Here is a 14,401-nt window from a genome sequence, read left to right on the forward strand (position 1 = left end):
AAATTCAGGACGCTCGCACGAGCGACGGATGCCCCAGCGCGATCGCCCGTCGCAGGTCCCGCGCATATTGCTCCGGCTGCTCCCACGCTGCAAAGTGGCCACCGTTCTCGTGCTCGATGAATTCCTGAACGTTGACGAACCGCGAAGCGAACCCGCGCGGTGCGAGCTTGATGTCGTGCGCGAACGCGCTGAGTACCGTGGGCGTCTGCACGTACGGAGCCGGCGGCGTGAACTCGACATACGGCGCGAAAGATGTCCCGATCGTGCCCGTGAACCAGTAGGCGCTAATCCAGGTCAGTAGATCGTCTTCGGAGAACGGAATGTCCGACCAGCTCCGCAGCTTCTCGACAAGCCACGCGGCAAGACCTGCCGGTGAGTCCATGAGAGCGGGCGCGACGGTATGGGGTTTCGTCGACTGCTGCGCGATGTACCCGCCCTCCCTTCGTTGCCAGACCGCGACGGCATCGAGGTAGCGGAACGCCTCCGGGTCCAGCGTCGATCGGTCCGCGAACACCGCGTGCAATGGTGAGATGTTCGTCAGATGCAGTGCCGCGATCCGGTCCGGATGCATCGCGGCGAGCTGTTCAGCGACGTCTGCCCCGAAGTCGCCGGCCGAAACGATGTACCGGTCATGCCCGAGCGAGTCCATCGCATCGGCAATGAGCGATGCCATTGCGACGCCAGTCATTCCCGGCTTCGTCAGCTCGTACGCAAACGGGAAGCCTGGCAGAGCCGGTACGACAACATGCACATCATCCAGCAGAGGCAGTACGCGCTCAAACCGAAGCACCGAGTCGGGCCAACCGTGTAGCAGGACCACGGCGGGAGCATCGGGGAGGGCAGCGCGTTGATGCACGACGCGAAGCGCCCGGTCGCCAGCGCCAACCGACTCCCACGGCAAGTTGAGGATGCGAGCCTCGTGAGTTCGCCAGTCGTAACGATGACGCCAAAAATCGAGCAGATTGGCGAGAAAGTCAGCATCGGTCCCGCGTTCCCAACCTACACCTCGCGGAAGTCCTGGCCGTCGCGTCGCCGCGAGTCTTCTGTACAGATCGTCGTCGGAAATCGGGCGAAGAGGAAGTGACATGTCCGCGAGCTCAAACAAAGAGAATGTGTACGACGATACACATAAGTGATGTGTACAGCAATACACATTTCTGTATTCGCGTGTACCATGACCGAAAAAGACGATGTGGCTAGCGTGAAAACCAAAACTGCACGACCGAAGGACGCTGTCCGAACCCGTGAGCGCATTCTTGCGGCGGCACGGCGCGAGTTCGCCCGAGTCGGGTTCGCCGGGACCAAGGTCCGCGAGATCGCCGCCGCGGCGAATGTGTCACCCAATCTCATCACCCGATACTTCGGAGGCAAGGATGGACTTTTTGTGGCCGCGACTGAGGTCCATCTGAAGCTCGAGACGCTGTCCGACGGCCCCCGCGAGTCAATAGGGCGCCGGATGGCCGAGGGCATCGTCACCCGGTGGACGATGATGGAGGGAGAGGATCCGCTCCTCGTATTGCTGCGCGCCGCGGGCGAGCGCCGCGAAGCCGCAGAGACCCTGGCGAAGTTCCTCGACGAAGAGTCGCTCGAACCGTTCCGACAGCAGTTGCTTCGCTATGGCATGACGGACGACGAGGCCACTGCTCGTGCCCGCGCGGTCGACATTCTCGTCATCGGGATTTCCGCGCGGCTTCGCGTACTCCGCGACGACCTTGGCGACACCGATGAATTGAAGCAGTGGATCGGAACCACTATCCAGCGACTGGTGGACGGACCGTAGAACACGGTCGCCCCGGCCGACATCGACCCGCAAGCGCGCTCCGGGAAATCCATTTTTCCACTCTGGGCGATTTCGTCGGTTCGGAGATCAGCGATGGGTCATCCGGATCGTTATGCTCAGCCGGTTTTACGACCTACGGTCGTACTGGATCGGTCAGCACGCTGCCGGTGTGCCGTACCAGGCGTGTGGCGACGGAAAGTCGTGCACAATACCCACCCATGCAAGTCCCAGACCTTGAACGCCTTGTCACCGTCACGATGCCCTTTGGCAAATACAAAGGCCGGCTCATCGCCGACCTCCCCGGGCACTACCTCAACTGGTTCGCGCGAGAAGGGTTCCCGAGGGGCGAACTCGGCCAACTGCTCGCTTTGATGCAAGAGATGGACCATAACGGCCTGAGGCACTTGCTCGAACCGCTGACCAAACGCGGACAGCGCCAATCAGGCGCTACCGAAACGTCGTAACACTCCGGCTCGCCGGGTCGATCAGGCGGTGTCCGCCGATCGTGACCGGCGACAGCCGACCCGTTGCGGACGCTGGGTCCGAGGTGACAACGGTGGCTCTTTTGGGTGCTCAACAGCCATCTGCACGTTCGCGTATCGGGCTTGCGAGACCAATCAGATCCCGCCGCCCGTTCAACACCATTGCCTCAGCAGAACCAGCAATGAGTCGAATTCCACGATCGGCCGCTCAGCCCGGCTACACCGGGTAGGTGCCGCATGAATCAGAAGAAGTGCCGAAGACCAACGCGGGACACGAACTGTTTATCCGTCGACGAGGGGCCCATCGTGGCGATCGATGCGACCGTGCCCGTTGCTCCGCCGGCCTTTTGTCCCGCGAGTTCGAGATAGACATCGGTCTGCTTCGACAACTGATAGTCGGCAGCCAGGTTCATCGAATACCAATGGGAATCTTCGAGCTTGTCGTAAGACACCTTGGCGGACAGAGAGACATCAGGCATCAGCCGATAGTCGCCGCCGAGGTGTACGACCTGGTCGGTCTCCGAGTGGCCATTCAGTTGCAACTGGGTATTCGTATAAATTGCCGAAGCGCGCCAGTTGCCGAACGAGTACATGCCCGCTGCACCAAGGATGCGCTGATTGTCGACCAGCAGCACCGTCGCCGGTGTCATCCGCAGCCCGAGCAACGTCGGCGCGCCCGTCAATCCCGCGTACACCGGTGCCTTGTTGATGTCGGTCACCACGAGCGCTCCGGAAAACGGTCCGTAGCTATATTGGACGTTACCGCTATACGCACGCCCTTCATTGGTCGATGCGCTGCCGGCGTTCTGGCCAAACGAATACATCGCGCCGAAGGTCAGTCCCCCGAAGCTCGCGCTGTTGAACTGCACTGAGTTGTTCAGGCGCTCGCCCGACGTGCGATCGAGGTCCGCATTCTGGAACACCATGATGCCGCCATTGAGGAACGGCGCCATGTATCGCTCGAGTTGAAGCGTGTAGTCGTACTGACGACCGAGAGAGACATCGCCGATGCCGGACTTCCCGAGACCCACGTACGCCTGCTTGCCGAAAATCAGGCCTTGACCCATGGCACCCGTGTTTAGCGAAAAGCCGTTCTCGAGTTTGAAGAAGGAGCGCCAGCCACCGCCGAGATCCTCAGTACCGGTGAAACCGAGGGCGTTGGCTTTGTTGATGCCATCCTGCATCTTGACCACCGAATGGCCCAGAACGTTGCTGATGTAGCTGATGCCGTTGTCGACGCTACCGTAGATCGTCACCGACGACTGAGCAAAGGCCCCGACGCCGATCGATTGAAGCATCAACATTGCAGCGATGTGGTGTCTCTTCATTTGTTTTCCTGACGACGTTCGATAATTCAAAAAAAACAGGTGCCCTTAGCGGGCGATGGGCCCGCTGGATCGTTTCTGCTGGATTGGGATGGCTATGCAGCCGGCAGGTCAATCGCCGATATGGCGATTCCGCGTTTCTGGCAGCAAGGCCATTGCGACGAGGCTGATCACACTGGTCGCCACCACGTAGTAAGCAGGGGCGAGTGCGCTATGGGTCACGGCGATGATCCAGGTCACGGCGAACTGCGTCGTACCTCCAAAGATTGCCGTTCCCACGCCGTAAGTGATTGCGATGCCGGTACTCCGGTAGCGCGCGGGCATCAGTTCCGGAATGGCAACCAGGCCTGCAGCGGCGCTCGCCGCGGTCAGCGATGCAAGCACGGCGGTTGCGGCGAGCAGGCTGGTGGCGCTGGGCGTAGTGCTGAGCCACCAGAACATCGGAACGATCACTACGGCCAGGGCGACGCGCGGCACGATCATGGCGGCCTTGCGCCCCCATGCATCGCACATGACGCCACCTGCCAGCCCGAATACGAACGTCAACACCCCGCCGGCCAGCACGCTCATCTGGGCAAGTGCCGGTGGCAACTTCAAGACCTGAATGGCGAAGGTCGTCATGTAGTTGCCAACCTGCGAGGAAACGGCACCGGCCAGCAGGACCAGCGTGCCGAGCACGACATAGCGCAGGTTGCCGGACAGTCGGCTCTCTTCGTTTCTTTCCGCTGCGGCTTTGGGCGTGTCTTCGAGCGTTTCCGGGATATTGCGGCGAATGTAGATCGCAACCGGAACGAGCACCAGGCTGAACAGGAAGGGAACGCGCCATCCCCAACTCGCGAGTTGCGATGTGGTGAGCACCAGCGAAATGGCGACGCCGATCACACCACCGGCAGTCACGGCGATGCCTTGACTTGCCAGCTGCCAGCTGGTGTAAAGACCCCGGCGGTGAGACGGCGCGGCCTCGACGAGAAGCGCCGTCGACGGGCCGACCTCGCCGCCGAGGGCGAAGCCCTGGACGAGGCGGCAGACCACGACGATGATTGGCGCAGCCACGCCGATAGCCGAGTAGGCCGGCGTTGCAGCAAGACCCAAAGTGCCGATCGTGATCAGAGCGACCGTGAGGATCATCGCGGGCTTGCGTCCCGCGCGGTCCGCGAACCGGCCGATTAGAACAGCGCCCAGCGGACGCATCAGGAAGCCAACGCCGAACGTGGCCATCGAGGCCAGCAGGCTGCCGTACTCGCCACTCACGGGAAAAAACGCCTTGCCGATATAAACGGCAAAGAAAGCGTAGATCACGAAATCGTAGAATTCGAGTGCGTTGCCGGCTACGGCTCCGGCTACCGCTGCGCGGCTAATCGCGGGGCGCGTCTGACGCACGCCGCCGCGGTCTTGCACGCCAGCCTCGAGCGCACTGGAAGTTGTCGTCATTTCACCTGTCTCCGTGTTGGTGTTCTCGTCAGCGTCGCGCCATCGCGGCGGACCAGGATGGGCGCCTTACTCATCGCCACCTCTTTGCAGGCCATTGAGCGACTGCAGATAGACCTCGCGTCCCTGTACCCAGACGGCGAGTTTCCAGTCGTCGTCTTGCGGGTAGAACGCGCGTTTGAATGCCGCCTTGATGGATTGCCGTTTCGACGTATCCGGGCAGTTGTATCGATGCAGCCAGTGCTCGGCTCGCATGGCGAGAATGACGTCCTCTAGAGGATAGGTGCCGAACTCGAGGCACACGTTCGTGTGCGTTGCCTGCGGCGCTTCCTGCGCGAGCGACGCCTGGATCGGGCCGGTGAGCGGAATGCTCGCAGACGTCCCGGTCGTGACGTGGGTCAGGTTGTCGCCCCACCACTGGCGCGAGCGCGCCAGCGTGGCGGGATCGTCGGGCGCCGCGAAAATGCGCTCCCCGACACCGTACGGACCAAGACCGGTGTGAATGTCGATAGAGCCGACATGGCGCGCCTTCGCAGCGTATTTGCGCAAGATGGACCTGAACGTCATATTGCTCCAGGTCGGCGCGATGCCGCCGAAATGCAGGCCCTCCTGAAATGCATACTGTCCCAGTGCGACTGCGCGCTGGAAGCCGCGCGGGCCGACGCGTTCCCGAAACGCGTTCAGACGCGCTTCGTTTTCGTGTCGCGGCGGCCATTCGCGCGGGAGAAGCAGATCGTGGATTTCCGAGTAATCGCGGTTCTCGGGAAGCGGCGCGGAGAAATCGATGAAATTGCGGTTCAGGTCGACGTTTTCGTGCGTTGCCCGTCGCGCATGCGAAAAGCCATAGGGATTGACCGCGTGCACGTGCAGCACCGCGGTGTTTTCAGCGCGCGGTGTCGTAACGGTCGGGGCGAGTTCGAGCAGGCCGGTCTGGATCGCGGATCCGCAATAACCTTCGACGCCGTGACATCCGCTGATGACGAGCAGCAGGTTCGACGCATCGGCGGGGCCATCGAGCACGACATCGGTCGCGAGCGCCTCGCCATCAGCGCCGTGCAACGGCAGTTCGTACGAGTCGACGCTCAAGCCGCGTCGGGACGCTGCCATGAGGAACTTCTCACGCGCCTCGGCATAGCTGTTGCTGAACAGCTGTTTGAATTTGGTTTCTGTCACGGTGGGATAGAGCGATTCAGGCGTGAAAGCCGGGTTGCAGGCGCTGGCATTGCCGGGTCCGGCAGGCGTCGCCGAATGCGGTAAAGATTGCACGCGCGAGCGGGCTGTCATCGACACGCATCTCGGGATGCCACTGCACGCCCAGCGTGAACTGTTCGGCTGACTCGACAGAGACGGCTTCGATCAGACCATCGGGCGCCATCGCTTCGACGCGCAGGCCGATGCCCAGTCTTTCGATTCCCTGATGGTGCAAGGAGTTGACCATCACGGTCGCCTCGCCCGACAGTTGTTCGAGACGGCCGCCCGGAGCGACGTGGATTTCATGACGGTCCTCGTACCAGCGCGGGAGCGGCCGGTCGTGATCGCCTTCCCGGTGATCGAGTCGCCCCGGTTGATCGTGGACCGCACGCTCAAGGCTTCCGCCGAACACAACATTGAGTTCCTGGAATCCGCGGCAGATGCCGAGGAACGGCACGCCCGCCTCGAGAATCGCTGGCAGCAGACGCAACGAAACCGCGTCTCGAGCCGGATCGACGACGGTCGATGGCGGCAGGGGCGCTGCGCCGTAGCGCTCGGCTACGACGTTGGAAGGGCTTCCGGTCAGCACGAAACCGTCGATCGTGGAAACGAGCGTTTCGGCATCCACACCTTCGTCATGGGCCGGCACGATCAACGGAAGGACCTGTGCCACCTTCGCGAGGGCGTGTACGTACCCCTCAAGAACGGCATGTGCAGCATGCTTATGATGCTCGAAGCGATCGGCCACTACTGCAACGACCGGCCTGCGAGGGCGTGGGTGATTCATGTCGATTACGCACTTCAAGTTTTGACTGGGCCAGTCTAGTGAGCGGCTTGAATTCCGTAAATTGCGTAATAATTTTGTTTATCATGCAATTTCTGCAAGTGGACCGTCGACATGAACACACGGCAACTTCACCATTTTCTGGCCCTGTTAAATACGGGGACGCTGAGCGCCGCCGCGGAAAGCGTTCACCTCAGCCAACCGGCGTTGTCACGAAGCGTTCGGGCGTTGGAAGATTCGCTGGGGGTACTGCTGTTCGACCGGACTGATCGACGGTTGCAACCCACCCCCTATGCGTACACCTTCGCCGAGCGTGCGCGAAGGATCGTCTTCGAAGAGAAAGAGGGGTTGCGCTCACTCGAATTCATGCGCACAGGCGGCGCGGGAACGCTGACGTTCGGCATGGGGTCATCGCTTGCCGGTACCCTGCTCAAACCGATGTTGCTTGAGTTACTCACCTCGTCACCACAAGTCAAACTGCGCTCCGTCATCGAAACGTCGGACCAGTTGATGCGGTTGTTGCTCGAGGAACAAATCGACTTCTTCGTGGGTGACATCAGGGTTGCCGCGTGCCATCCCGACGTAGAGGTTGAGCCCGTCTACCGCTGCCGGTTCGGCTGGTATGCGCGTGTGGGGCACCCGCTGTCGAAGCTGCCGGCGGTCACAATGAGCGATTTGAAGCACTATCCACTGATTGCGACCGGCTATCTGGAAGAGTCGCTCGCGCGTCGCTTCATGGAGATCTACGGTCTGACCGCCCCTTTCGCTGCACACTTCGCGGTGATCGTCACTGATCTTCCGACCGTGTATGACCTCGTCTCGTCGAGTGACGCGGTCGTGACGTCCACCGATTTCGCGATGCTCGAAGCGCTACGAAGCAAAGAGACGGAATTGCTCAATGTGATGCCGCAGCCCGACATGGAACTGACGCTCGGGATCGTTCGCCTCAAAGGACGAACGCTCGTTCCTGCGGTTGAGCAAGCGTTTGCGATTGTGCGGGAGCGCCTGGGTGCCATTATTTGATCTTGTCCGTTGGCCAGATTCACGAAGCGATTTCAGCGCTCCCGCTCGATACTGATGTCATTCCTGCAATCCGTCACGACCCGCCGCACCGTCTAACGCCCCGAGGTGCACGTTGTACTTCGTGGCGATCTCCACCAGCTTCGCGACATCCGGCGGGCCGGGCGGCACTTCCGCGTCGATCGTCGTGAAGAGGGCCGCGGCCTCGCTGATGGGCCCCGACACCGAAAGCATCTCGCAGCCGTCCACACCCATCGTGAAGCTATGCACCGAGCCGCCTGGAACGTGCACGAGCGTGCCCGGTGTGCCGGTAGCGGCCACACCATTACAGATGACCTCGACACTGCCCTTGATGACGTAGAACGTTTCATCCCAGGCGTGGCTGTGGGGAGGCGGGCCGCTGCCTTCGGGGCCTTGCTGAAGGAAGATTTCATAGCCGCGCGCCGTTTCGCGCGAGGCCAGCACGGTGATCTTTTCGCCGACGACATTGAGGGGGCGCGGATATTCGCCTGGTGTCACGACAAACGGTTGTGAAGTCATGTGTAGGGTCTCCAGCGATGTGCGGGACGTCGCGCTTGTGACGTATTCGCTGCCTGCCGCCACGATCGTGACGATGAGAGACTGAAGTTCGAACCGGTTTTCGTGCTGTGGCCAGCATCGATGCGTAGCGCGTAACCGGACGCCACAGAGTAAGCATGGGGTCGTGCCCTTGTATGTGGTCTAACGCACATAGGGCAAGACGGTTGCTGGCACCAGCGTCTTCAAACGCCCGACTGTTTGCGCGTTCTCACAAGCGCCGGGCGAACGCCGGTTCAACCGCGGGAGGGCCGCGCAAAGACTTCTGGATTGCATGTGGCGTATCGTGGGCATCAACCTCGCGTGCCGTCGCAGACACTTTGCGTGGGCATTCGCAGTGGCGCTATTTCCAGTACCCCTGACCCTGATATCGAGGAGCTCACATGGAATCGCGGATCAAGAACGCGTCGTTCATGTCGAAAGTGATGCCGGCTAGCACGGCCGCCGCACTGATCCGGCCGGGCATGACGGTGGGAATGAGCGGTTTCACTGGCGCGGGCTATCCGAAGAGTGTGCCGCTCGAACTCGCCCGGCTGATCGAGGACGCGCACGCGCGGGGCGAGCAGTTTGCGATTCGCGTGCTGACCGGCGCATCTACTGCGCCGGAACTCGACGGAGCGCTCGCTAAAGTGGGCGGAATCGATTTTCGCCTGCCCTACCAGAGCGATCCCGAACTGCGCGCGCGCATCAACCGGGGCGAGATCGAATACATGGACATTCATCTCGGTCAGGTGGCCCAGTATGCGTGGTTCGGCTTTCTCGGCACGATCGACATGGCCGTGATCGAGGTCGCCGGCGTTCTGCCCGACGGTCGCCTGATTCCGTCGACTTCGGTCGGCAACAACAAGACGTGGCTCGATCTGGCAAGCGAGGTGATTATCGAGGTGAATTCGAATCAGCCCGCCGGACTCGACGGCATGCACGACATCTACTACGGCACGGCGCTACCGCCCGATCGCAAGCCGATACCGCTCGTTGCGCCCGGAGACCGCATCGGCGAGCCGTATCTGCGGGTCGATCCTGCGAAGGTGGTGGCGGTGGTCGAAACCGATGCCCCCGATCGCCTCGGCCGCTTCGCGCCGCCCGACGAGATCAGTGCGCGTATCGCCGGGCATCTCGTCGAATTTTTCCGGCACGAAATCGCACGCGGGCGGCTGCGGCCCGAGTTGCTGCCGCTGCAGTCGGGCGTGGGTAACATCGCCAACGCAGTGCTTACCGGCTTGCGTACCGGCGGTTTTGACGGCCTGAGTGCGTTCACCGAAGTGATTCAGGACGGCATGCTGGACCTGATCCGCACCGACACGCTTCGCGTAGCTTCGGCCACGGCGCTTTCGCTGAGCCCGGAGGGTGTCGAGGAATTCCAGCGGAACATCGAGCACTATCGCAGCCGCATCGTGCTGCGTCCGCAGGAAATGTCGAACCACGCTGAACTGGTGCGGCGACTGGGCTGCATTGCCATCAACGGAATGGTCGAGGCGGATATCTACGGCAACGTCAATTCCACACATGTCGCGGGCACGTCGATCATCAACGGTATCGGCGGTTCGGGCGATTTTGCCCGCAATGGATTTCTGTCGTGCTTCGTGACGCCGAGCATCGCAAAGAACGGCGCCATTTCGTGCATTGTGCCGATGGCAAGCCACGTGGACCACACCGAACACGACGTCACCGTGGTCGTGACCGAGCAGGGGCTGGCCGACCTGCGTGGGCTCTCACCCAAGCACCGGGCGCGGGCCATTATCAGCCAGTGCGCGCATCCCGACTATCGCCCGATGCTCGAAGACTACTTCGATCGTGCCTGCCGCGAGAGTGTTGGCAAGCACACGCCGCATTTACTCGACGAGGCGTTGTCCTGGCATGCACGCTTTGTGAAGACCGGCGATATGCGTTGACATGTCGGTTCCCTGATGAATCGTGTTCGGTCAAGGCCCGGTCCGTCTACGTACCTGGTGGGGCGTACCTCGATGATCTTGGGAAAGCAGGTTTCGAGGAAGAACGGCTTGAAACCCGGCCTGAATGCCAGTTTGCTTCACTCGCCTTGCCACTCTGTGCGACACGAAATGAAACAAGCTAACCCTCGTGGCTCCGTTGGCAGCCGCCTGCGCCGAATTGCTATTGCGTTCGCCACCGGATCTGCGCTCGTCGCTGCATCGTTCGCCGACATCGCGCCCGCAAGTGCGCAGTTCACGATGTTCGCGCCGCCTGCGCCCCGCCATGAAATCGTGCCGCCGCCGCGCTTCGGGCACGCGTGGGTGAACGGGCATTGGGTCTGGCAGCACGGTCGCTACGTGTGGGTGCCGGGGCACTGGATCGTCGTCGCGCGTGGCGCGGCGGTGCCGCCGCCGCCACCGCGCATCGCAGAGGTGTTGCGTCTTTCCGCCGATGCCCTGTTCGCCTTCGATCGCGCTTCACTCGCGGACGTCTTGCCGGGCGGCCACACCGAGATTCGCAACGTCGCCGCGAATCTGAACCGGATCGACTTCGGTCGCGTCGAGGTGCGTGGCTACACGGACCGTATTGGCCCCGTGGCGCACAACATGCGGTTGTCCCAGCGCCGCGCCGACACCGTGAAGTCGCTGCTCGTCGAACAGGGCATTCCCGCCGGGCGCATCGTTGCCATTGGTTTCGGCATGCAGGACCCGATTACCACCCACTGCTCAGACAGCCTGCCGCGTGAGCAACTCATTGCTTGCTTGCAGCCAGACCGTCGAGTGGAGATCGTTACATTCGGGCACGGAGATCAGCGCTACAGGGCGTCGCCGCCGGGTGCGGTGAGGGGCCCGTGGTGAGCGTGATGACCCCGTCCCGCACTGCGTGCAATGCGATTGGGCTGATCCGGAAATCCGGTCAACGGAACGCTCACCCCAGCGCCGTATGACTCAACGTTGCATCAAGGTTGATACGAAGCATCGACGATCGCCCGCAGCGCGGATTTCGGCTCCAGGTTCGCGTCGAACAGCAGCGGCAGATTGGTCCGCGTCGCTGGCGTCGTCGTCAGCCACGTGTGCTTGTCCGAATAGCCCCAGAACGTAACGGCCTTGATGCTCGGCTCTTGCTCGAACACGTCGAACACCGCGCGATAGCGTAGCGCCTGCGCGCGCATGATGTCGTTCGGTACCGGGTTGCCGATATCCGGAAGACATGCATGCGGATTGGCCCAACACTCGCCCGGGTCGTTGTAGAGACTCACGTCGAGCTCGGTCACCTGGTTTTCGAGTCCGAGCGCGGCGACGTCGTCGATGGCCTGCTTGATATGCGACAACGGCGGCCAGTTGATACTGATATGCATCTGATGCCCGACGCCGTCGATCGGCACGCCCTGCGCCTGCAGGTCGCGTATCACCGTTAGCAGCTTCGCACGCTTGTTCGGGTCGTCCGTGCTGTACTCGTTGATGTAAAGCTTGACGTCCGGATCGGCTGCACGCGCGGCGCGAAACGCAATTGCAATGTAGTCCTTACCGAGTGCGCGATACCACGGACTGTCTGTGCGGTAGACCTGATGCGGATCGTCGCTGATCACTTCGTTGACGACGTCCCACGCATAGACCTTGCCGCGGAAGTGCGTAACGACATCGGTGACATAGCGCTTGAGCCGCGCCGCGACGATATCGTGGTAGCCAGGATCTTTCGGGTCTCCGTCGAAGAACCAGTCCGGTGCCTCCGTCCAGTCGCCGTTTTTGAAGTGCCACACGAGCGTGTGCCCGCGCACCGCAATGCCGTGCGCCTCGGCGAACGCGATGATCTTGTCGGCCGGTTCGAAGTTATATTGGCCTTCGGCAACACCGATCGTGCCCGCCTTCATTTTGCTCTCTGCGGTCAGGCTCGAGAACTGTGCGGCCAGCAGCGCGGCGTCGGCGGCACTGTCGATCGAATCGGGTTCGATCGCCGCGCCGACCTTGAAGTGCGTCGCCATCACACTTCGCAGTTGGGGCAATGCGTGCGTGGGTGCCTCCGCGGGCGGCGCCCCGTCGAGCGCGGCGGTTGTCTGGCTGTGAGCGTAACCAGCGGTCAAGGCAAGCGAGCACATCACGGCAGCCGCGCAGATCGCGCGCATCGAGATCCTCACAGGACGCATTTCCCCTCTCTTTTTAGTGGATTTTCCGTCGGGTTAATTTTCTGGTACGTGCGACGTTAGCGTTAACGAAGTGGATGTTAAGCAACGACTCATCGGCCCGCTATGGGGGATTTTCCCGACCTGCTTGCCGATGCAACGGGTTTGGGGAAATGACGTGTGGGACAATGGTGCCAGTCGGATCGAGAGAGCAGGGTAGACGTGATCCCGTCTGGACAGGAGAGTGTGTGGAACTTCCGGAGCTGAACCTTGCGATCTTTCGATCTTCCTCGAAGCGGCCGTCCATACGGCGTATGGCGAGTTAGCGACTCGAGTTTCAGATTTGTGTAGTTCGTGAGGATTGTCCGTTACAACAGACACGACTATGTCTGTTGATGTCGGCCTCCGCCGCTGCTTGAGTTGCTCGCGCGTTCATCGGCACCTGAGCATCCATGCTGCTCGATAGCGCGTGACCGTTCAGGTCGGTTGTATTAAGTAGTGCCCGTTAGGTGTTGCATTGACGCCTGATCCCCATGCGACTGAACTGCCTATTCGCGACTGCTTGTGATCTTTAACCGCTATTAGTGGGCGACCGGCGACTTTACGCTCGGGGTAGCCAGCGAGTTGTTGTTCGGGAGAGCATTGAGGGGCGGCGTAGAACTGGTGGTCGTGTTCGACATACCCGGGTTCTGCGACCCGGCGCCCATGCCGCTGTCCGTGTTGGCGGTGCCGGGCATGCCGTAACCGCTTGTTGCTCCCTTCATCTGGTTCGTCGGGCTAGCCATATTGCTGTCGTTTTGCCCTCCTCCCGCCTGGGCATAAGCGCCACCCGACAGCGCGAATGCGGCGACGGCCGCGATTAATGTGCTAATTGCCTTACTCATGTTTCGACCCTCCTTAAGCGGACTGCAATGAAGACGCAGACGTCACAGCCTGCGTCGAGAAAAGCAGCAATCAACGTGCCCTTAAAGCGGCAAGTGCGTGAAGTCGGTGTCGACGTATTGTCGACGATCTGTACCTGAATTCACCGACCGAAACTGGCCGGGATAAGTATGGACAATGGTGGGAATTGTAGTCGCCTCTACGTTTGTCCGTGCGAGCGCGCCCGAGGCATCGCGCTTGAGTCGGGCGGGACAATTCGAGTCTTGCTTCGCCGTTAACGCAAGCGGCGACGGGTGGGCTACAAGCGGCTCTCAGCGGGCCCCGCTGCCCGGCGAGCCGTGACGTGCCAGGAACCGGTCGAGTTGACCCGCAAACGCGTTGCTGTCGCGCGTGGTGAACGGCGCAGGGCCGCCCGTCTCGACGCCGGTGCTGCGCAGTTGGTCCATCACGTCGCGCATTGTCAGGCGTTCCTGGATGTTTTCGCGTGTAAACCAGTTTCCGCGCGGATCGAGCGCATGGGCGCCCTTTTCGAGCACAGCAGCGGCGAGCGGTATGTCTGCGGTGATGACAAGGTCGCCCGACGTGGCCAATTCGACGATGCGGGCATCGGCAGCATCGAAACCCGAGGGAACCTGAATCGCCTTGATGAACGGCGACGGCGGCGTGCGCAAGTACTGATTCGCGACCAGCGTTACGCAGACCTCTACGCGTCGCGCGGCCCGGAATAGCATGTCCTTGACGACGGCAGGGCAAGCGTCGGCGTCAACAAGCATCTGCATGAGGGGGACCCCGGAGAATAAACCGCGATCATATAGCAAGGCCGGTTGCCTGCAAGAAGCCAGAGCGCCGCCTCGCTTTGCTGCGCGGCGCTCTGTTCCTGGC

The 14,401-nt window shown here is 61.6% G+C and carries 14 protein-coding genes; 5 read left to right on the forward strand and 9 right to left on the reverse strand.

All coding sequences use genetic code 11. From position 1 onward, the window contains the following. Positions 1 to 4: 4 nt before the first annotated feature. Complete coding sequence (locus L0U80_RS26175) at positions 5 to 1,087, reverse strand: epoxide hydrolase family protein (RefSeq protein WP_233872835.1); 1,083 nt, start codon at positions 1,085 to 1,087, stop codon at positions 5 to 7. Positions 1,088 to 1,174: 87 nt separating this feature from the next. Here L0U80_RS26175 and L0U80_RS26180 point away from each other — a divergent pair, with 87 nt between their 5' ends. Together L0U80_RS26180 and L0U80_RS26185 are read left to right on the forward strand one after the other, a co-directional pair. Continuing rightward, complete coding sequence (locus tag L0U80_RS26180) at positions 1,175 to 1,780, forward strand: TetR/AcrR family transcriptional regulator (RefSeq protein ID WP_233872838.1); 606 nt, start codon at positions 1,175 to 1,177, stop codon at positions 1,778 to 1,780. 218 nt (positions 1,781 to 1,998) lie between these two features. Then, a complete protein-coding gene (locus L0U80_RS26185) occupies positions 1,999 to 2,244 on the forward strand; it encodes a DUF3820 family protein (protein WP_233872841.1) in 246 nt (81 codons plus the stop codon). A 260-nt stretch (positions 2,245 to 2,504) separates the two neighbouring features. On the opposite strand, the gene L0U80_RS26190 is transcribed toward L0U80_RS26185, so the two are convergent. The 4 genes from L0U80_RS26190 to L0U80_RS26205 all read right to left on the reverse strand — a co-directional run bounded on the left by L0U80_RS26190 (position 2,505) and on the right by L0U80_RS26205 (position 6,993). Beyond that, positions 2,505 to 3,590, reverse strand: coding sequence for a porin (locus L0U80_RS26190; RefSeq protein ID WP_233872844.1), 1,086 nt, complete (start codon positions 3,588 to 3,590; stop codon positions 2,505 to 2,507). Positions 3,591 to 3,698: 108 nt separating this feature from the next. Then, positions 3,699 to 5,018: an MFS transporter gene (locus L0U80_RS26195; RefSeq protein WP_233872847.1), complete on the reverse strand. Its 1,320-nt coding sequence runs from the start codon at positions 5,016 to 5,018 to the stop codon at positions 3,699 to 3,701. Positions 5,019 to 5,084: 66 nt separating this feature from the next. Next, positions 5,085 to 6,188 carry a M14 family metallopeptidase gene (locus L0U80_RS26200; protein ID WP_308444891.1) on the reverse strand — a complete coding sequence of 368 codons (1,104 nt, stop codon included), beginning with the start codon at positions 6,186 to 6,188 and terminating at the stop codon, positions 5,085 to 5,087. Between the two features lie 16 nt (positions 6,189 to 6,204). Further along, entirely contained in the window at positions 6,205 to 6,993 is a 789-nt protein-coding gene (locus L0U80_RS26205; protein WP_233872853.1) for a gamma-glutamyl-gamma-aminobutyrate hydrolase family protein, read from the reverse strand. Positions 6,994 to 7,104: 111 nt separating this feature from the next. Between L0U80_RS26205 and L0U80_RS26210 the strand changes: the two genes are divergently transcribed. Continuing rightward, complete coding sequence (locus L0U80_RS26210) at positions 7,105 to 8,013, forward strand: LysR family transcriptional regulator (RefSeq protein WP_233872856.1); 909 nt, start codon at positions 7,105 to 7,107, stop codon at positions 8,011 to 8,013. Between the two features lie 57 nt (positions 8,014 to 8,070). Here the strand turns inward: L0U80_RS26210 and L0U80_RS26215 are convergent, their stop codons facing one another. Continuing rightward, the gene (locus L0U80_RS26215) at positions 8,071 to 8,550 is read right to left on the reverse strand and encodes a cupin domain-containing protein (protein ID WP_233872859.1); all 480 of its coding nucleotides are present in this window, start codon (positions 8,548 to 8,550) and stop codon (positions 8,071 to 8,073) included. Between the two features lie 419 nt (positions 8,551 to 8,969). Here L0U80_RS26215 and scpC point away from each other — a divergent pair, with 419 nt between their 5' ends. Together scpC and L0U80_RS26225 are read left to right on the forward strand one after the other, a co-directional pair. Then, on the forward strand, positions 8,970 to 10,478 hold the full coding sequence (scpC, locus tag L0U80_RS26220) for a succinyl-CoA:acetate CoA-transferase ScpC (RefSeq protein ID WP_233872862.1): 1,509 nt from the start codon (positions 8,970 to 8,972) through the stop codon (positions 10,476 to 10,478). Positions 10,479 to 10,646: 168 nt separating this feature from the next. After that, positions 10,647 to 11,375: an OmpA family protein gene (locus L0U80_RS26225; protein ID WP_233872865.1), complete on the forward strand. Its 729-nt coding sequence runs from the start codon at positions 10,647 to 10,649 to the stop codon at positions 11,373 to 11,375. A gap of 101 nt (positions 11,376 to 11,476) precedes the next feature. On the opposite strand, the gene L0U80_RS26230 is transcribed toward L0U80_RS26225, so the two are convergent. From L0U80_RS26230 to L0U80_RS26240, 3 genes are all read right to left on the reverse strand, one after another. Continuing rightward, on the reverse strand, positions 11,477 to 12,661 hold the full coding sequence (locus L0U80_RS26230) for an endo-1,4-beta-xylanase (RefSeq protein WP_233872868.1): 1,185 nt from the start codon (positions 12,659 to 12,661) through the stop codon (positions 11,477 to 11,479). Between the two features lie 557 nt (positions 12,662 to 13,218). Further along, positions 13,219 to 13,521 (reverse strand): hypothetical protein, encoded by a 303-nt coding sequence (locus L0U80_RS26235; protein WP_233872871.1) that lies wholly within the window; start codon positions 13,519 to 13,521, stop codon positions 13,219 to 13,221. 309 nt (positions 13,522 to 13,830) lie between these two features. After that, entirely contained in the window at positions 13,831 to 14,298 is a 468-nt protein-coding gene (locus tag L0U80_RS26240) for a YaiI/YqxD family protein (protein WP_233872874.1), read from the reverse strand. Between the last annotated feature and the right edge of the window lie 103 nt (positions 14,299 to 14,401).

The organism is Paraburkholderia adhaesiva, from assembly GCF_021390575.1.
Lineage (GTDB): Bacteria > Pseudomonadota > Gammaproteobacteria > Burkholderiales > Burkholderiaceae > Paraburkholderia > Paraburkholderia adhaesiva.

Excerpts from the sequence above, each read along its gene's own strand:
- L0U80_RS26190 (WP_233872844.1), bottom strand. The coding sequence starts at position 3,590 with ATGAAGAGACACCACATCGCTGCAATGTTGATGCTTCAATCGATCGGC.
- L0U80_RS26195 (WP_233872847.1), bottom strand. The coding sequence starts at position 5,018 with ATGACGACAACTTCCAGTGCGCTCGAGGCTGGCGTGCAAGACCGCGGC.
- L0U80_RS26225 (WP_233872865.1), top strand. The coding sequence starts at position 10,647 with ATGAAACAAGCTAACCCTCGTGGCTCCGTTGGCAGCCGCCTGCGCCGA.
- scpC (WP_233872862.1), top strand. The coding sequence starts at position 8,970 with ATGGAATCGCGGATCAAGAACGCGTCGTTCATGTCGAAAGTGATGCCG.
- L0U80_RS26240 (WP_233872874.1), bottom strand. The coding sequence starts at position 14,298 with ATGCAGATGCTTGTTGACGCCGACGCTTGCCCTGCCGTCGTCAAGGAC.
- L0U80_RS26175 (WP_233872835.1), bottom strand. The coding sequence starts at position 1,087 with ATGTCACTTCCTCTTCGCCCGATTTCCGACGACGATCTGTACAGAAGA.
- L0U80_RS26185 (WP_233872841.1), top strand. The coding sequence starts at position 1,999 with ATGCAAGTCCCAGACCTTGAACGCCTTGTCACCGTCACGATGCCCTTT.
- L0U80_RS26210 (WP_233872856.1), top strand. The coding sequence starts at position 7,105 with ATGAACACACGGCAACTTCACCATTTTCTGGCCCTGTTAAATACGGGG.
- L0U80_RS26180 (WP_233872838.1), top strand. The coding sequence starts at position 1,175 with ATGACCGAAAAAGACGATGTGGCTAGCGTGAAAACCAAAACTGCACGA.
- L0U80_RS26205 (WP_233872853.1), bottom strand. The coding sequence starts at position 6,993 with ATGAATCACCCACGCCCTCGCAGGCCGGTCGTTGCAGTAGTGGCCGAT.
- L0U80_RS26215 (WP_233872859.1), bottom strand. The coding sequence starts at position 8,550 with ATGACTTCACAACCGTTTGTCGTGACACCAGGCGAATATCCGCGCCCC.
- L0U80_RS26230 (WP_233872868.1), bottom strand. The coding sequence starts at position 12,661 with ATGCGTCCTGTGAGGATCTCGATGCGCGCGATCTGCGCGGCTGCCGTG.
- L0U80_RS26235 (WP_233872871.1), bottom strand. The coding sequence starts at position 13,521 with ATGAGTAAGGCAATTAGCACATTAATCGCGGCCGTCGCCGCATTCGCG.